Here is a 15858-nt window from a genome sequence, read left to right as displayed (position 1 = left end):
CGGCGGCCCCTTCTGGGCGTTTTCGCGCCAATCGTTGCCGTGCGCTTGATGCGCCGGGGCGGTTGTGGGAAAATGCTTGGGCTTTGAAAAGCGCATGGTCGAGTGGCGCAGCGGGAGCGCAGGTGCCTTACAAGCACAAGGTCGGGGGTTCAAATCCCTCCTCGACCACCATTGCTAACTCGAAGAACCCCCAGGTAAACCCTGGGGGTTCTTTTTCATGGCAGGTGTGTCGGGGGGCGTTCACTTTGTCATTCGGTGACAAAGTGAACGCCCCCCGACACACGGATTCTTCGTTTCCAGTTTTTCCCTTTGTCAACTGGGCGGTTACAACGGTTTTCAAGTGGGGGCTTGGGGCGGTGGCTTATATATAGTTATGGGCAGGGATTGAGTTTCCGAAGGTTGCCGTTGTTTAGGGAAGGGGCACCCATGAATCCGAAGAAAGCCATTGTTGCCGATTTGCTCATCGGTTATGCCGCCCTGGTAGGGCTTTTGGTGGCGGTTGCCGTTTTGCTGGCGCCCGCTAGCGCCTTTGCCGCCGAAGCGCCGCTGGCGGCCGGCTACTACAGCGCCCAAGTGGAAACTGCGGCCGACGACGCCGTGACGGCCACGGTGGATTCCCCCTGCCTTCTGGAGGTGGCAAGTACCGGCGAAACCGTGGCGCGCATTGCTTGGAGCAAAAACGACATTGTGCGCATGATGGTGGACGATGTGCAGTATCTTCCCACGTCAACCGATGTGTCCGAGTTCATAATCCCGGTGAGTGCGCTGGATGAGCCGCTTGCGATGCAAGTGGAGTTGAAAGACCAGCCGGAAAAGCTGCTGCCGGTGCAGCTGACATTCGCTAGCGCAACGGTGGACGCGTCTGACGAGGCGCTGGACGCATTGGCTTCCAGCAGCGAGTACGAGGCCATGCCACTTTCCCTGGAAGGGGAGGGCCAGCCCTCTTCCGATATGGAGGCTGCGGCCAACTCCCAAGGGACCGCTGCGCCGGTGGAATGGTACACCTTCGCCGGTTGGGCCGTTATTGCCGTGGTGGCAGTGGCGGTGGCCGTTAGCATTTTCGTGCGCGTGCGCCGGGGCAAGTAGATGGAGCTTTCGGCTGATTTGCCCGCCCAGGACGTGGACCACGCGTCGTTTTTTTCCAACAGCGAGTGCCCGTACTTCCCCTGCCATGAAGGGGTGGAATCGGCGCAGTTCAACTGCCTGTTCTGCTATTGCCCGTTGTACGCCTTAGGACCGCAGTGCCCGGGCAGCTACCGCTATTTGGACAATGGCGTGAAGGATTGCTCCGATTGCCTTTTGCCCCACCAGGGGGAGGGTTTTGCCGCGGTGGTGAGGGAGCATTGGCCGCAAGTGAGCCTGCTGGCGTCTTCTGCCCGCTAGAGGCGGGTTTTCCGCGCTGTTGCGGCCAGCGGCGATGCGCGCTGGCCCGGGATGGGCTACAATGGCGCGGCACGAATTATTCCCACAAACACACCAGCGTGTACGGTTGAAAGGCGTCATCTCCATGGATCGTCGTCCCGCGAAACGAAAGAACCGTCGGGCCACTCGGGCCGGCTCTTACGGGCGCGTTGCCCAAGCGAAATCCCTCAAAGTGAAGCGCAAGCGCAAAGGGGCTTTAGGAGCCCTTGCGGTGGTGCTGCTGTTCGCCGCGGTGGCAGTGCTGGCATTTCCGCAAGTGAGGGCCTTTATCACCCATACTCCGGTTGGGGGGCCGCGCACGGTGCTCACCCAGCAGCGGGTGGACATCGCCATCGATCGGCTGGAGCTGCCCGCCCCCGACCTCTCCTCCTTGGCCTACGTGGATGCCGCCAGCCTCATCGGTCCGCGCTTCGAGGACGTGGTGGTGGGGGAGGTGCAAACCCATCTTTCCGGCTCTACCGAGCTGTTCGCCCAGAAGGTCACCGCCACCGCCCACTACACCAACAAGTCTGTGAAGGTGACGGTGCCCATCAGCTTCGAGTTCACCTACGACGACAAGAACGATACGTGGGAGCAGGGGCCGGCAGTGCAGGAGGGCTTCGAGGTGCAACCGGTGGCCCCTCCCAGCGCCACTGCCATCGCCAACAATATCGAGGAGTTGCTGGCCAGCTACAACAGCCAGTTGGCGGCCGAGTTCGAGGGGGCTTCCAGCACGGTGGTTTCAGAGCTTACCGCCGAAGGGGGCACCATGGAGGTGAACTTGCTGAAGTCCCGCGCCGAGGAAACTGCCACCATGACCGTGACCTGCAAGGTTGACTGGTCGGCCGAAAAGGGCTGGGTGCCCGTTGTGGTGGCCACCAGCACTCCCAAAGTCACCGATAAATCGGTGATGTCGAAGCTCAACTGCAAGGAAGGGGCCCTGGTGCGGTTGCAGGGCACCTTGGCGGTGGAAGGCAGCGACTACCTGCTGCGGTTGGACGGCCCCATGCGCCTTACCATGGACGGCCGCTCGTGGGATTTGGACGTGGTGAATCTGGTGCCCACATCCCAGATGGCCTGCTATTTTGATCCGCCCGTGGTGGAGGCGCCGCAAGACGAGGAGGCCCCTTCAGGCGAAGAGCCGGACCAGCCCCAGGATGCCGAAGTGGTGGACCCCGAGGGTGAAGGGGAGCCGGGTGCAGGCGATGAGGCGGAAGAGGAAGAGCCCGAGGAGAAGCGGGAAACGGTGGAGCTGTCCTCGTTGGTGGGCTACCGGGTTTCCGTGACTGGCACCATCGCGCTCACGGGTGATGCTTCAGGGGTGGCCAGCAGCTGGGGGAAGGTTTACCCGGTGCAAGTGAATATCACCGAGGTGCAGAAGCTTTAGCCAGGCGCTGCTTTTTTGTTTCAAGGCCGTCGGAGCTTTGCGGAGCTTCGGCGGCCTTTTTGCATGCGCAGAAAGGTTTTGCCTGGTGGGGGGTGGGGGGATTAGCCCGTTTGCGGCCTTTTGCGGCAATTGCGGCGCCGGGCGGGGGAAGGCGCGGCGCGACGGCGGCGCATCCGCGGCGCATATTTGGCGCAACGGCGATGGATTGTTTCGGCGCAGGTGCGGATATTTGGCGGCCGGCCATTGCCGCATTCCGGAAAACGCAGCGCCAAAAAACGAAAAGCTGATAGCCCGTTGATAGCCGTTTGGCGCCGCGTTGGCGATTGCGGGCCCTATGCTGTAGGGGCAAGGAAGCCGGCGGCCCTTGCCTTCGGTTTCTGAACGAAGCCAAGGAAAGGGTGCGCGATGGGACGAAGAACGGTGGCGCTGGGCATTGCCAGCGGCTTGGCCTGTGCGCTGTGCGTGGGGTTGTATGCAGCGCAGATTGGGCAAGAGGCGCAGTTGCAGCGGGCCGAGGCCTTAGAGAAATACGGCGGCGTGCAGGTGGAGGCCTACGTGGCGCGCCGCGATTTGTCCGCCGGAGAGGCGTTGGACGACTCGATGGTGGAGAAGCGCCAGTGGCTGGCGGAGCTGTTGCCAGCGGGAGCGGTTACCGACCTTGAATCGGTGCGGGGCCAGCAGTTGGGCAGTCCGGTGTTCGCCGGTGAAGTGCTTTGCGAGGGCCGCATGCAGGCGCAGGGGAATCAGCTGGTGGTGCCGGAAGGGCTCTGCGCCGTTTCGGTGCCCGCCAAAGACGTTCAAACCGTGGGCGGCAGCCTTGTCGCCGGCATGGAGGCCGACCTTTACATGATCGGCCCGTCCGGTTCGTCGCTGCTTGCCTCGCGGGTTCCAGTTTTGGCGGTGGGGCGCGAGGGGGCGGCCTCGAACAGCTCATGGGTCACGGTGGCGGTGCGGCCGTCGCTGGTGCACGAGTTGGTGCAGGCGGCCCAATCTTACGTGCTGTACTTCGCCTTGCCCGGTGCCGATGAAGCCCAGCCGCAAGGCGATGCGGCCGGTGGCGGAGAGGCGCCGGGCGATGGCGATGGGTTGGAAGGGGGCCCGCGCGACGAGGCCTCGGGGGTCGGCGCTACAGAAGAAGACCAATCTGCGGAAGGGGAAGACGCATGGGAGTGAGCGAACGGAGCGGCGATGCCTCCAGCCGGAGGATCGGCGTGGTGCTCTCGGTAGTGAGCGCCAGCGGCGGCGCAGGGAAGAGCTCGGTGGCCATGGCGGTGGCGCGCCAGTGCTGCAACCGCGGCCTCTCGGTGCTGCTGCTCGATGGCGATTGCCAGTTCGGTGGTTGCTCCCGCATGACAGGCGATGAGGCTCCGCTGTCGTTCTCCCAGCTTTTGCGCGCCTGCGAGACGGGCGAGGGGGTGGCTGCCGAAGGGCTTACGGTGGTGGGCCCTGACGCCATGGAATACGCCGAGCAGCACATTCCCCACCTGCCTTACGTTGCTCGCCAGGCGGCGCAATGGTTCGATGTCGTGGTGGTGGACACGTCGGGGGTTTGGACCGAGCCGCTGCTGTCGCTCATGGAGGCCAGCCACCGGGTTCTATTCGTGGTGGGCCAATCGTCTTCTTCGGTGATGGGGGCCCGGCGCGCGCTGGATTTGTGCCTGCGCTGCAGCGTGGCCACGGGGTCGTTCCTCTTCGTGCTCAACCGCTGCTCGCGCCATAGCTTGTTCACCTCCATCGATGTTTCGTGCGCTTTGGGCGGTGCCCATGTGGTGGAGATGCTAGAGGGCGGCGCGGTGGTGGAGGAGCTGCAGGGGTGCGGCTTGGCGGAGCGGCTTTTGCAAGACGGCAACCCGTTTTACAAGAGCGCAGCTGCCATAGCGGAAGAAGCGGTGCCCCGTTGCCAGGGCGCGCAGGAGGAAAGGCCGCCTGCAGCCCTTCGCGACGGAAGGCGCATGGGCTTTATGGCATCGCGGCGCCGCAACGATGCGGCGAAGCGGGGCAAGCACCAACTGGCGGCCCAGGAAGGGGCGCTGAGGGCAGAGGAGGCGTTGTGGCGGTAACGTTACTAGAGCGGGTGCAGCGCACGGCCGCACCCGAGCGGCCCGAGCGGCGGCCGGTGCAGAACGTGGAGGATCTGCGGGAGGCGGTGCAGCGCTACGTTCCCTCTGAAGTGGTGGCGGCCCTGCTGGAAGAAGATCCGTTCCGGGCGCGCAACGAACTGCGCAGCGCCTGCCGCCAGGTGTTCGCCGAGCCCGCATGGGCGGCCGTGGGGGCCGAGCGACGGGACAGCCTTACACAGGAGCTGGTGGCGGTGGTGTTCGGCATGGGGCCGTTGGAGCCGCTTCTGGCCGACGAGTCCATAACCGAAATCACCGTCAACAAGGGCGGGGCCGTTTGGGTGGAGCGGGATGGCGTGATGAGGCCCACGGAGGCCAGCTTCGCGAGCGATGCCCAGGTGCGGGGCCTTATCGACCGCATTTTGGGCCCGCTGGGACGGCGCATCGACGAATCCAGCCCCTCGGTGTCGGCGCGGTTGCCCCAAGGGCACCGGGTGCACGCCGTGGTGCCACCGGTGTCGCCCGATGGGCCGGTGCTGGCCATTCGCAAGTTCTCCCGCAAAGTGTTCTCGCTTCCGCAGCTGGTGGAAGCGGGCTCGCTCGAACAGGAGGCGGCGCAGTTCCTTCACTGGGCGGTGGCCAGCCGCCAAAGCATCGCGGTGCTGGGCGGCACGGGCAGCGGCAAAACCACGCTGCTGAACGCGCTGTCCCTTTCCATCCCCACCGAAGAGCGCATCATAACCATCGAGGATTCGCTGGAGTTGAAGTTCAGCGAGCATCCGCAGGTGGTGCGGTTGGAAGTGCGCCACCAGAACGCCGAAGGTTTGGGGGAGGTCACCATCCGCAGTTTGGTGGTGGATTCGCTTCGCATGCGCCCCGACCGCATCATCGTGGGGGAGTGCCGTGGCGGGGAGGCCCTCGACATGCTGACGGCCATGAACACCGGCCACGACGGCTCCCTCACCACCTTGCACGCCAACTCGCCCCAGGAGTGCATCGATCGTTTGGTGACCATGTGCCGCTATGTGGTGGATTTGCCCCCTGATGTGATAGAGGCCCAGATAGGCCATGCTTTTCAGTTGATGGTGCAAACCCAGCGCCATCGCGGAGGCCGCCGTTTCATCTCGGCCATCGCCGCAGTGGGCTTTTGCCCCGATACCCGCCGATGCCAGGTGCTGCCCCTGTACCAGCGGCTGTCGCCGTCGGAGGAGGGGCAATGGCTGGAAGTGCCCGAGTGGGTGGACCGGCTGGTGGAAGAGGATCTGGCAACAGAGGAGGAGGTGCGGCAATGGCGGCGGGCGTTATGCCGGTGATGGCCGCCGTTTCGGCGGGAGTTGCGGGCTATTGCGCGTTTTCGTTGGCGGAAGCGCGGTACCGGCGAAACCTTCATGCCCGCGCCTCGCTGCAAGGGAGGGTGGCCGGCGGCCCCCTTTGGTGGGTGCGCAACGGGGTGAAGCCCCTGGTGTCCTTAGCGCGCTGGCTGTTGCGGTTTCCCGCGGTGGACGCTCCGATGGCGGAGGCAGTGCGCCTGGCAGAGCGTCGCGGGGTGGCCGCCGCCCCCGAGTCGTTGCTTTCGGCTCTTTTGGCCGGGGGGCTGGGGCTGGGCTTTGCGGCTTCGCTTGTAGCTGGCTCCCCGGTTTTCGCAGTGGCGGCAGTGGCTTTGGCAGCGATATTCTTCGGCAATCGCATGAATGCTTCCCGCGACGCGCGAGTGGCCGCCTTGCGCCAGCAAACCCCCGAGGCGCTGCGGGCGCTGGGGGTGTGCTCTAAAAGCGGCCTCAGCCTGTCGCAGACCATGGACACCCTTGCCGGTGACCTGGAACAGCCCATAGCCCGCTTGTTCGAGCAGGCGTCCCGGCGAATGAAGGTGGGCGCTCCCGCCCAAGAGGCGCTGGCGGTGTTCTCGGAAGGGGGATCGTCTGCGGAACTGTCCTTCGTGGCGGTGGCGCTGGACGTGCAGCATCAGACGGGCGGCTCTCTTTCGCAGGTGCTGGAGTCGGCAAGGGAATCGGTGCGGGACGAGTTGGAGCTGAGGCGCACTTTGCGGGTGCAAACGGCCCAGGCCCAGCTTTCGGCTCGCATCGTTACCTGCATGCCGTTTGTGCTGGTGGCGCTCTTTTCCCTCATCACCGAGGACTTCATGGGGCCGTTTTTCCAGAGCGTCCAAGGAATAGCCCTCCTAACCCTTGCGCTGGTGATGCAAGGCGCCGGCGTTCTGGCGGTGCGGGGGCTTTTGCGGCACGAGGAGGGGAGGCCATGACCGGGGGCGTTGGTGTCATTTTTCTGGGGGTCGCTGTGGCGCTGGCGGCTGTGGCAGGTTTCGGATTGGCGATAGGGGCAAGTGCCCTGATGCGTCGCCGTCGCTTGCGGCAGACGGTGGCTACCTCTGCCGCTGCGCAGGGGCTGGGGCTTTCCCGGGGCGCCTCTTGCGTGCCGGGTGGCGCTCGGGCGGCCCCTGCGGTTGCGCTGTTGCAGGCGATGGAGCTGCGCTCCCGCGCCTTGAGTATGGGCGCGCGGCACCCCTTGGTGCCGGCTCGCCTTCTGCCGGCCGCCGCCTCTCTGGAAAAGGCCATCTCCCATGCGGGGCTGGCGGGTGCGGTGACCGTTGCCGGTTTTTGGGACTGCTCGCTGCTGGCGGCTTTGGCCGGTGCGGTAGCGGGTGGTTTGGCCGGCGCCGCGTTTTCGGTGGAGTTGGCGCTGATCGGGCTGGTGGCAGGCGGGTTCGCTGGTTTTCGCCTGCCGAGAGCCGTGCTGGCGAGGGCCGTGCAGAAACGGGCGGACGACTTGGAGCGCAGCTTGTCCGAAATGCTGGAGGTAGTGGCCTTGGGGCTGCGCAGCGGCCTTTCTTTCGAAGGGGCGCTGGCTCTCTACACCGCCCATTTCGAGTGCCCGCTGGCAACCGGCATGGCCGCCGCCCAGGCCCAATGGAGCTGCGGGTTGGTTTCCCGAGAAGAGGCGCTGCGGGCTTTGGCCGCCAGCTACCGGTCGCTTTTGTTTGGCCGGGTGGTGGAGACCATCGTCCGCTCCATCCGCTTCGGTTCTTCCTTGGCGGACAACCTGGACGATGCCGCCGCCGAGGCGCGGGCCCATTACCGCACAGCTCGCCAGGAGTCGGTGGCGAAAGCGCCCGTGAAGATGATGCTGCCTACCAGCACGCTTATTTTGCCGGCCATGCTGATATTGGTGCTGGGGCCGGTTTTGTTGGAGTTGATGGGATGACTTTGGGAAAGGAATGGAACGGCAATGAAACGAGTAGGAAGTGCAATGGCGCGATGGGAAGAGCGGCGAGAGCGCCTTGGGCGGCGCGTGGAGGCGGGACGAGAGGGCCTGCGCCGCAGGGCGCGGGAGACGGCGGTGGGCGCGCAGTGCGCCCTGCGGTCGAAGCTGAAGCAGACGGCGGGCCAGGGCACCACCGAGTATGCCATCCTGGTGGGAGTTTTAGTGGTTTTGGCCATCGTGGCCATCACGCTGTTCCGCCCAAAGCTGGAGGAACTGTGGAACGCCATCGCCGAAGGGATAAACGGTTTGTAACCGATGCAAGCGGTCAAGCCACTCTGGAATACGCCCTGGTCACTGCAGTGCTGATGGCGGTGGTGGTGGGGCTGTGGGCAATTCGGCAGGTGTTCTTCGGCGGCCTGGCGGCCGACCACGCGCTGGCGGCCGCCTCCCACCATGTGGACGGCGCCTGGGGGTGGGTGTGCGATGTGCTGGCTTTTTAAGCGGGCGCGCGGCGCGCGATCGGGCCAGGCCACGGTGGAGGCCGCCTTGGCCATCCCGGTGGCGTTTCTGTTGCTGCTGTTGCTGGTGCAGCCGGCCATTGTGCTCTACGACCGCACCGTTATGGAGAACGCCGCACTGGAAACATGCCGCTTGCTGTGCACCTCCGATGCGGGCGCATCGGTGGCAGAAGATTTCGCCCGGCGGCGCCTGTCGGCAGTGCCGGAGGCGGAGGTGTTCCACAAGCACGAGGGCGGTTGCAGCTGGGAGATAACCCTAAGCGGAGGCGCAGGCAGTGCGGAGGCGCGGGTGAAGATAGCAACGCGGCTGAAGCCGCTGCCCTTGCTGGCTCAGCTTTCCCGAGTGGCGGGAATGTGCGACGGGGAGGGCTATTGGCGCGTGGAAGTGGAAGAGGTCCTTCCGGTGCGGGCGCCGTGGCAGTAGGCGCCTTGCGGGCCCGTTGGGCAAAAGCTCCGGCCGGGCAAGCGCGCTGGCCGGAATTGGCCAATCGGGCACGGCAAGGCGCGGGGGCAGAAGCGGAGGCGTGCCGCGGCGGGGTAGAAGCGGAGGTGTGCCCCGTGGCGCGCGAAGACGATGAGGAGGGAGGGCCCATGGGGCTATTCCAAGACGAGGAGGGGTTCACCACCACCGGCATCGCGGTGGCCATCCTGCTGGCGATAGCCCTGCTGTTCTCCAGCGCCCATCTCTACGAGGTGAACAGCTGCACAGCGGAAATCCAGGAGGTGGCGGATGCCAGCGCGCTTGCGGCTTCGTCGGTGACAGCCGAATTCATGGTGGCGGTGGCCCTGTGCGATGCAGTGGTGCTGTCGCTGTCGCTGGCATCGCTGCTGTGCTCGGGGGTGGGACTGCTGGCCCTGTGCGTGCCCGGAGGGCAATCACTCGGTGGCACGCTGGTGGATGCGGGCGGCACGGTGCTGCGGGGTCGCAACAACTTTGCGGAGAAGGTTGCCGAAGGGCTCAATCGCCTGCAGGAGGCGCTGCCGTTTTTGTGCGCTCTCAACGCCGCAGCGGTGGCCTCTGCCAACAACGGCAGCTCGAACCGGTATTTGGCGGTGGCGGTGCCGGCGCCGTTTGAAGGGAAGCCCATCACGGTGGGGGCGGCTGCGGCCGGCGACGCCTATGCGGAGGCGGTGCGGGAAAACGCCGATGGGCTGGCCCAGAGGGCGGCACTGGCCGAGGCGGCGGCGAACGATGCCAACGAGGCGAGGAAGAGGGGTTTCATGGCCGATTGCGGCGCCAACCCCGAATATTGCCAGTACCAACGGGCGGAAACGCTGGGGTGCCTTCCCGCAGACCAAAACCCGCTGTACCATTCGGCTGACACTTGGAGCTTCTCGGTTGCCCTGCAGCGGGCGCAGCGGTACTACGCGTACCGGGCAGCCCATGAAGCGGCTGCTGACGGGTCGGTTGAGCAGCAGGCCAACGCGGCGCTGCGGCGCATCTTTTACCGCTTCGGCTCTCAGCAGCTGCAAGAAGGCTATGTGCGAGATACCGACGAAGGGTTTTCTGCCTATTTCCCGCTGCTGTTCTCGAAAACGGCCGAGCTGCGGGAGAGCGATCTGTACCAGCAGCTGCTGTTCCCCGTCACTGAAGCAGAGGGCGCGGCGGTCATGCACGCCTTCGAAGGTTGCCCCCAGGCGGCGGGCTGGGGGCAAAAGGGCTCGGTGGCCCAGCTGGAGGCGGGCGGCTACGAAACCTGCCCCTCCTGCAACTTCAAGGCGTCCGATTTGGGCGATGTGGCGTCGGCTTCGTCTCGCATAGACAACGGCTTCGAATACCACTACCGCCTGGTGGCGCAAGCGGCGAAGGACTACCAGCAGGCGCGCGAAGCCATGGCGCCGGCGCTGGGGGCGGCCAAGGACACGTTCTCATCGCTGCTCGATGGGCTGAAGGAGGCTTTGGCGGAAATGGCGGGCTTTCGCCTTGAGGCGCAGCCGCCGGGGGCCACCGGGTGCGTGGTCTTTGTGGTGAACCTGGCAACGGGCCCCATGCCCAGCCATTTTGCCAACCCGTTCTCGTCCACTGAGGCCCAGCTGGGGTTGCGGGTGGCGGTTTCCGGGGCCCTGTTGCAGGAAGACCCCGCCACCGACAACGGCACAGTGGTGAATTCGCTTTTGGATCGCATCGATACTTCGGGCGCGGTGGCCGGTGCGGGCAAGATGGCCCTGGATTGCTGGTCGGCGCTGCTGTCGGCTTACGGCACGGGGCAAGAGGCGTTGTTGGACGGCTTAGAGGAGATGCTCTCGGGAGTGCCCTTGGCCAATGGCAGCGGCCTGGGTACTTGGGCTCGGGGGAAGCTGCAAGGGGCGCTGGAGGCAGCCGGCCTGCAACCGGCCCGGTTGTCGGCCGTAAAGCCGGTGCTGGCCAGTGCCGGCACGGTGACCAAGGGCGACTCGGGGGAGTTCTCCCGCGGGTTCCAGCAGCTACGGCAACAGGCGCTTCGGGGCTCCAGCCCTACGGGAACGGTGCTCGATGGCTTGTTGCCGGTGGTGCGCGAAACCGCTTTCGACGCCCTTGATCGCGCCGGGGAAAAGGTGACGGTGGCTACGTTCAAGGTGCCGGTGCTTGACGTGGAGGTGCCCATTACCATCGCCCTGCCGCCTTCGGTGGCCGAGGGCGCCCGCAGTTGGGTGGATGGGGCCTTGGAGGCGCTCCGCAGCTTGGCGAACGGCGCATCGCACGAAAGGGTGTGGCAATGATGGGGCGATTGAAGGATTTGCTGGGGGCCGCCGCGGTGAAAGCGCGCCAGCGCGGTGGCCAGATGACGGTGGAGCTTGCCACGGTGCTGCCGGCGGCGCTGGCCATCATGGCCATCGTGTGCAACGGCATGGCTTTTTTCTCGGAGTGCGCTGCTTTCGACCGGGTGGCGCGCAATGCCGTGCGGCTGTATGCCACGGTGCCGGCCTACGGGGAGGCGCCGGCGCAAGCCGAAGAGAACATTCTCCACCTGTTGCAGCAGCGATTCTCGGCGCCGAACCAAACGGTGGCGGTGATGCGCGAGGATGCCGGCGGTTACAGCAAGTACACCGCCACCCTCACTTTCGCTCCCACTTTGTACGGCATCAACTTGCGCCAAGAGGTGTTCGGCGTGCAGTTACCCACGGTGTCCCACAGCGCCTCGCTGACGGTGGACACCTACAAGCCGGGGATGCTGCTATGAGGCGCCGTCTGGCCCGGGCCGTTTGTGCTTTGGCGGCAATGGTGCTGGCGGTGGCGGCGGCAGCGCTGGGGGAGAAGATGCTGGCCGGAGAAGGCGGAGTTGTGGAAGCGGCGCCCCCCACCGCCCAGGCGATGGCCCGCGCGGCGTTGGAGGGCACGGTGGATGAGATGCTGGTTTCAGCCGGTGCCCAAGTGACGAGGGAGGAGGCGGCGGAAGGGTGCGGGGCTACCGAGGCCGGCGGCGATTGGGACGCCCCGCCGTGGCTTTCCGAGGTGCTAGCGGCCCTGCCGGCGCCCTCCCAGGTACTGACAGGGGGCGGAGGAGCGGTGGTTTCGCTGCATTGGCAGCGGGACGAGGGCCAGGCGCGGCAGCTGGGCGATTTGCTGAGCGCCGCTGGCTGGACTGCCGTGGATTCAGGGGTTTCGGAATGCGCCACGTACGTGCGTGGGGAAGGAGAAGGCGAATGGCTGATGATTTCGCAGTGGAGATGCGGCGAAGGCGTCGTCGTGCTTGCGCAGTGCGTCTGAGCGATGGGCGGCTGGTGGCGGCGCGCGTGGCCGCAACGCCGCTGTCGCGGCTGCGGGGGCTGCTCGGGCGCAGGCCTCCCCATCCGGCGCTGCTGCTCATCAGGTGCCATGACATCCATACCTGCGGGATGAGCGCTCCTATAGACGTGGCGTTTCTGAGCGGGGAAGGGCAGGTGGTGAAAGTGGAACGAGCGGTGCCGCCCGGGCAGCGGGTATTCGCCGGGGCGCTGGCCTGCGATGAGTCAGCTTCGGTGTTGGAAAGGTTTTCCCAGATGGGAGCATGGGTTGAAAAGGGAGATTACCCGTTGGTGCCAAGTTCTTTGTGATAGAGGGCTTCGCCGTCTTCCTGCAGTTGCTGGGAAATGGACTGGTACACGTCCAGCAGGCGATTGCCTTCCTCGGTAAGCTGGCTGCCGTGGGCGCCGTCCCGGTCGAGCAGTTGGATGCCCAGCGTGGATTCGGTGTCTTTGATGATGCGCCAAGCCTTGCTGTAAGCCATGCCCATCGACTTCGCCGCCGCGTTCAGAGAGCCCAACTCGCGCACGCCGTCGCACAGTTTTGCGATGCCGGGGCCGAACATGGATTCGGAAGGGGCGCTGGGGTTGGCAATGGAAATGCGCACATTGATAACAAGCTCTTCGAGGGTGCCCATGTCTCTCCTTTGCAGCCGGAACGTGCTCCGTGGCTTCTTCGTATGGGGAATGGTAGCATAACGCCCCCGCGAGCGCATCTCGCGGGGGCGGGTTTCAGGTTGGGCCCTGTTGCCGGGGCGCTTCTGTGACGGGTGCCGTGGGACAGGCGTTTGGCCGAAATCGGGGCAACTGGAGCTGCGCTACGCCTGGGAGTCCAGGAAAGCGGCGGTGGCTTGTTCGATGGCCGCGGTGGTGCCGTCGATCACCTCGCTGAAGCGTACTTCCATCTCATCGAGCATGGCCAAGTTCTCCGGCACGTAGAAGCAGCCGGTTTCGTCGGCGATGAACGCATTTAGCTGGCAGCCGGTGAGGGCCGCTTTGTCGGCTGGCAGCGGTTGGCCGGCGGGAACATCGAACAGGGCGCGGTACACGTTGTCGCCGAATTTGGCCCAATGGGCGGTGGAGGCCACCAGCACGGGGTTTTCGCCGCGCAGGCGCTCGGTGGCGGCGAAGGCCACGGCGGTGTGGGGGTCCATCAGGTAGCCGTAGCGGGCGAACACCTCTTTGATGGTGTTCAGGCAGTCTTGGTTGCTCACCGATTCGGCGGCGAACCCTTCCCGCAACTTGCCGAAGGTGGCGCGGTCGATGCGGAAGCAGCGGTTCTCATTCAGCGCCCGCATCCACTGGGCGATGGCCTCGGGGTTGCGTCCGGTGAGTTCGAACAGCTGCCGTTCGAGATTCGAGGACACCAGGATGTCCATCGACGGGGAGGGGGTGAGCACGAAGGGGCGGTTGGAAATGTCGTAGGTGCCGGTGTTGATGAAGTCGGTGAGCACGCGATTCTCGTTGGAGGCGCACATCAAAAGCCCGATGGGGGTGCCCATCTGCTTGGCGTACCAGCAGGCCAAGATGTTGCCGAAGTTGCCGGTGGGCACGCACACGTCCAAAAGCTGGCCGGCTTCCAGCTTGCCGTCGGCCACCAGCTGGCTGTAGCTGGAAATGTAGTAAACGATTTGGGGCATCAGGCGCCCCCAGTTGATGGAGTTGGCGCTAGAGAGGGCCACCTTGCGCTCGCTCATCAGCCGCTGGTTGAAATCGGCGTCGGCGAACACCCGCTTTACGCCGGTTTGGCAATCGTCGAAGTTGCCGCGCACCGCCCACACCTGCACGTTGCCGCCGGTGGTGGTCACCATCTGCTTGCGCTGAATGTCGCTCACGCCGCCGTCGGGGAACAGCACCCCGATGGAAACGCCGTCCACCCCCTTAAAGCCCTCCAGGGCCGCCTTCCCGGTGTCGCCGGAGGTGGCCACCAAGATGCAGAAGCTGTTGTCCAGCTTGCCCTCTTCCCGCAGCGCCTGGGCGCTGGCGGAGAAGAACCGAGGCAGGCACTGCAGGGCCATGTCCTTGAAGGCGCTGGTGGGGCCGTGCCACAGTTCCAACACGTGGGTGTTCTCGTCGAGGGAGGTGATGGGGCAGATGGCCTCGTTATTGAAGTTGTCGCCGTAGCATTGGGCCATCAGCTGGTCTATCTGCTCGTCGGGCAGGTTGATGCCGAAGGCCTTGTACACTGCAGCGGCCCGCTGGTGATAGGGCAGCTTTGCCAGCGCGGTGATGTCTTCAAGGGAGAAATGGGGGATGCGGTTGGGCACGAACAGCCCGCCGCCCGGAGCCAGCCCCGCCACCAGCGCTTTGGTGAAGCTGTAGGGCTCGGAAACGTTTCCGCGGGTGTCGAAGAATTCTACGTGGCTGTTTTCTGTCATATTGTCTCCCTTTGCGTGAGGCTTGCAGCGGCAAGAGTATAGTATCTTCCCGCTGAAACGCCCGGATAGGAGAGGGGTTTATTCATGCAAACGCGGAATCTTTCGGGCGAAGGCGCATCTGCCGTCCCCACCATTTCAATCTTGGGCGACTCCATTTCCACCTTCGAAGGGTGCACGTTCGCCGGCAACCGCGTGTACTACCAGCCGCCCCAAACCGGCCTCACCGGCGTGGAGGAGCCGGGGCAAACCTGGTGGATGCAGGTGATAGGCGGTCTGGGGGGAGCGCTTTGCGCCAACGGCTCCTATTCTGGATCGATGGTGCAGGGCGCGGGCTTTCCCGCCGCCGAACAGCCGGGGCGTGCCCCGCAGCTGCTGGGTGAAGGGGGCCAGGCACCTGACATGGTGCTGATTTTCATCGGGGTGAACGATTATGGCTGGGGAACCGCCGAGGCCCAGGAGGCGGGCCGCTCGGAGGCGGCGCCGGCCGTGGTGGCCGCCCGGGCTGCCGGTTGGACGGAGGCGGACGGCCCCCTTGAGGGGGAGCGCATCGCCGCCGCTGCCGTGCCTGGGGCTGCGCCAGCGGATGCGGCCCAGCGCTTCGAAGCGGCCTATCGCCGCATGTTGCAACAGGTGAAAGGGGTTGCGCCGGCGGCTCAGCTGTGGTGCATCACCATTCCCTGCGGCCGCGAGAGGGGCAAGGGCGGCCCCGCGTTCGCCCATGCGCTGAGGGGCATTGCCTTCGACGACTACAACCAGGCCATTCGCGACGCGGCTGCCGCGGAAGGGTGCCGGGTGGCGGATGCGGCGGCGCTGGGATATGACTACGACGCCCTGGACGGCACTCACCCCACCGCGCTGGGGATGCAGCAGTTGGCGGCGATGGTGCTGCATGCCATGGCGGCCGAAGGCGCCGCACCCGCGCCGCTGCCCCCGCTTCCGCCGCAGGAAATGCGCTCGGCCAAGCGCTGCCAGCGCACCACCTGCATAAACTGCCCCTCCGTGCGCAGCCACGGCAACCCGTGGTTTTGCGTGTGCGACAAGCAATAGGCCTCTTCGGCCGTTCGCGGCGCCGGCAGGGAACAAATCTTGGAAAAAAGTAAACCTGGGGTTCCTTTTTAAGTAAAACAGGGTTAACATGTGGGCGTTAAACATGGTTAACTTGTGAGATCGGAGTCGCGATGCAAATGGCAGCCGTG

Annotated in this window: 18 protein-coding genes and 1 tRNA gene; 17 read left to right on the top strand and 2 right to left on the bottom strand. The window is 65.3% G+C overall.

The window, feature by feature from the left end; genetic code table 11:
• Window positions 1-96 precede the first annotated feature (96 nt).
• From DMP11_RS02670 to DMP11_RS02600, 16 genes are all read left to right on the top strand, one after another.
• Window positions 97-171 (top strand) — tRNA-Val (locus DMP11_RS02670).
• Window positions 172-426: 255 nt separating this feature from the next.
• Window positions 427-1086, top strand: coding sequence for a hypothetical protein (locus DMP11_RS02665; protein WP_123184957.1), 660 nt, complete (start codon window positions 427-429; stop codon window positions 1084-1086).
• Entirely contained in the window at window positions 1087-1383 is a 297-nt protein-coding gene (locus DMP11_RS02660) for a cysteine-rich small domain-containing protein (protein WP_123184956.1), read from the top strand.
• A gap of 124 nt (window positions 1384-1507) precedes the next feature.
• Window positions 1508-2788 (top strand): hypothetical protein, encoded by a 1281-nt coding sequence (locus tag DMP11_RS02655; RefSeq protein WP_136845736.1) that lies wholly within the window; start codon window positions 1508-1510, stop codon window positions 2786-2788.
• 405 nt (window positions 2789-3193) lie between these two features.
• The gene (gene cpaB / locus DMP11_RS02650) at window positions 3194-3961 is read left to right on the top strand and encodes a Flp pilus assembly protein CpaB (protein WP_123184954.1); all 768 of its coding nucleotides are present in this window, start codon (window positions 3194-3196) and stop codon (window positions 3959-3961) included.
• Window positions 3952-4848, top strand: a complete 897-nt coding sequence (locus DMP11_RS02645) for a CpaE/TadZ family protein (protein ID WP_123184953.1) — start codon at window positions 3952-3954, stop codon at window positions 4846-4848. Before cpaB ends, DMP11_RS02645 begins: the two co-directional genes overlap by 10 nt.
• A complete protein-coding gene (locus DMP11_RS02640) occupies window positions 4839-6158 on the top strand; it encodes a TadA family conjugal transfer-associated ATPase (RefSeq protein WP_211329060.1) in 1320 nt (439 codons plus the stop codon). The genes DMP11_RS02645 and DMP11_RS02640 overlap by 10 nt, the downstream gene beginning before the upstream one ends.
• A complete protein-coding gene (locus DMP11_RS02635) occupies window positions 6134-7105 on the top strand; it encodes a type II secretion system F family protein (RefSeq protein ID WP_161555272.1) in 972 nt (323 codons plus the stop codon). The genes DMP11_RS02640 and DMP11_RS02635 overlap by 25 nt, the downstream gene beginning before the upstream one ends.
• Window positions 7102-8064, top strand: a complete 963-nt coding sequence (locus tag DMP11_RS02630) for a type II secretion system F family protein (RefSeq protein WP_123184951.1) — start codon at window positions 7102-7104, stop codon at window positions 8062-8064. The genes DMP11_RS02635 and DMP11_RS02630 overlap by 4 nt, the downstream gene beginning before the upstream one ends.
• Before the next feature lie 135 nt (window positions 8065-8199).
• Complete coding sequence (locus tag DMP11_RS02625) at window positions 8200-8376, top strand: class III signal peptide-containing protein (RefSeq protein ID WP_161555274.1); 177 nt, start codon at window positions 8200-8202, stop codon at window positions 8374-8376.
• Window positions 8340-8564 carry a Flp family type IVb pilin gene (locus DMP11_RS10190; protein ID WP_136845737.1) on the top strand — a complete coding sequence of 75 codons (225 nt, stop codon included), beginning with the start codon at window positions 8340-8342 and terminating at the stop codon, window positions 8562-8564. The genes DMP11_RS02625 and DMP11_RS10190 overlap by 37 nt, the downstream gene beginning before the upstream one ends.
• Window positions 8548-9006 (top strand): TadE/TadG family type IV pilus assembly protein, encoded by a 459-nt coding sequence (locus tag DMP11_RS02620; protein ID WP_161555271.1) that lies wholly within the window; start codon window positions 8548-8550, stop codon window positions 9004-9006. Before DMP11_RS10190 ends, DMP11_RS02620 begins: the two co-directional genes overlap by 17 nt.
• A 134-nt stretch (window positions 9007-9140) precedes the next feature.
• Window positions 9141-11282, top strand: coding sequence for a molybdenum cofactor biosynthesis enzyme (locus DMP11_RS02615; RefSeq protein WP_148041077.1), 2142 nt, complete (start codon window positions 9141-9143; stop codon window positions 11280-11282).
• Entirely contained in the window at window positions 11279-11743 is a 465-nt protein-coding gene (locus DMP11_RS02610; RefSeq protein WP_123184947.1) for a hypothetical protein, read from the top strand. Before DMP11_RS02615 ends, DMP11_RS02610 begins: the two co-directional genes overlap by 4 nt.
• Window positions 11740-12270, top strand: a complete 531-nt coding sequence (locus DMP11_RS02605) for a hypothetical protein (protein ID WP_148041076.1) — start codon at window positions 11740-11742, stop codon at window positions 12268-12270. The genes DMP11_RS02610 and DMP11_RS02605 overlap by 4 nt, the downstream gene beginning before the upstream one ends.
• On the top strand, window positions 12207-12596 hold the full coding sequence (locus DMP11_RS02600) for a DUF192 domain-containing protein (RefSeq protein ID WP_161555270.1): 390 nt from the start codon (window positions 12207-12209) through the stop codon (window positions 12594-12596). Before DMP11_RS02605 ends, DMP11_RS02600 begins: the two co-directional genes overlap by 64 nt.
• On the opposite strand, the gene DMP11_RS02595 is transcribed toward DMP11_RS02600, so the two are convergent.
• Together DMP11_RS02595 and thrC are read right to left on the bottom strand one after the other, a co-directional pair.
• Window positions 12569-12922 carry a winged helix-turn-helix domain-containing protein gene (locus tag DMP11_RS02595; RefSeq protein WP_123184944.1) on the bottom strand — a complete coding sequence of 118 codons (354 nt, stop codon included), beginning with the start codon at window positions 12920-12922 and terminating at the stop codon, window positions 12569-12571. The two genes, DMP11_RS02600 and DMP11_RS02595, sit on opposite strands and share 28 nt — an antisense overlap.
• A gap of 180 nt (window positions 12923-13102) precedes the next feature.
• Window positions 13103-14662, bottom strand: a complete 1560-nt coding sequence (thrC, locus tag DMP11_RS02590) for a threonine synthase (protein ID WP_123184943.1) — start codon at window positions 14660-14662, stop codon at window positions 13103-13105.
• An 84-nt stretch (window positions 14663-14746) separates the two neighbouring features.
• On the opposite strand from thrC, the gene DMP11_RS02585 reads away from it, so the two are divergent.
• Window positions 14747-15709 carry an SGNH/GDSL hydrolase family protein gene (locus DMP11_RS02585; protein ID WP_123184942.1) on the top strand — a complete coding sequence of 321 codons (963 nt, stop codon included), beginning with the start codon at window positions 14747-14749 and terminating at the stop codon, window positions 15707-15709.
• The last annotated feature ends 149 nt before the right edge of the window (window positions 15710-15858 follow it).

The sequence above is a fragment of the Parvibacter caecicola genome, from assembly GCF_003725335.1.
In the GTDB taxonomy this organism is placed as follows: Bacteria; Actinomycetota; Coriobacteriia; order Coriobacteriales; family Eggerthellaceae; genus Parvibacter; species Parvibacter caecicola.
This window is presented reverse-complemented; position numbering and strand designations above follow the sequence as displayed.

Coding starts and splice junctions, on each gene's coding strand:
- DMP11_RS02665 (WP_123184957.1), top strand. CDS start 427: ATGAATCCGAAGAAAGCCATTGTTGCCGATTTGCTCATCGGTTATGCC.
- DMP11_RS02660 (WP_123184956.1), top strand. CDS start 1,087: ATGGAGCTTTCGGCTGATTTGCCCGCCCAGGACGTGGACCACGCGTCG.
- DMP11_RS02655 (WP_136845736.1), top strand. CDS start 1,508: ATGGATCGTCGTCCCGCGAAACGAAAGAACCGTCGGGCCACTCGGGCC.
- cpaB (WP_123184954.1), top strand. CDS start 3,194: ATGGGACGAAGAACGGTGGCGCTGGGCATTGCCAGCGGCTTGGCCTGT.
- DMP11_RS02645 (WP_123184953.1), top strand. CDS start 3,952: ATGGGAGTGAGCGAACGGAGCGGCGATGCCTCCAGCCGGAGGATCGGC.
- DMP11_RS02635 (WP_161555272.1), top strand. CDS start 6,134: ATGGCGGCGGGCGTTATGCCGGTGATGGCCGCCGTTTCGGCGGGAGTT.
- DMP11_RS02630 (WP_123184951.1), top strand. CDS start 7,102: ATGACCGGGGGCGTTGGTGTCATTTTTCTGGGGGTCGCTGTGGCGCTG.
- DMP11_RS02620 (WP_161555271.1), top strand. CDS start 8,548: ATGTGCTGGCTTTTTAAGCGGGCGCGCGGCGCGCGATCGGGCCAGGCC.
- DMP11_RS02610 (WP_123184947.1), top strand. CDS start 11,279: ATGATGGGGCGATTGAAGGATTTGCTGGGGGCCGCCGCGGTGAAAGCG.
- DMP11_RS02605 (WP_148041076.1), top strand. CDS start 11,740: ATGAGGCGCCGTCTGGCCCGGGCCGTTTGTGCTTTGGCGGCAATGGTG.
- DMP11_RS02600 (WP_161555270.1), top strand. CDS start 12,207: ATGGCTGATGATTTCGCAGTGGAGATGCGGCGAAGGCGTCGTCGTGCT.
- DMP11_RS02595 (WP_123184944.1), bottom strand. CDS start 12,922: ATGGGCACCCTCGAAGAGCTTGTTATCAATGTGCGCATTTCCATTGCC.
- thrC (WP_123184943.1), bottom strand. CDS start 14,662: ATGACAGAAAACAGCCACGTAGAATTCTTCGACACCCGCGGAAACGTT.
- DMP11_RS02585 (WP_123184942.1), top strand. CDS start 14,747: ATGCAAACGCGGAATCTTTCGGGCGAAGGCGCATCTGCCGTCCCCACC.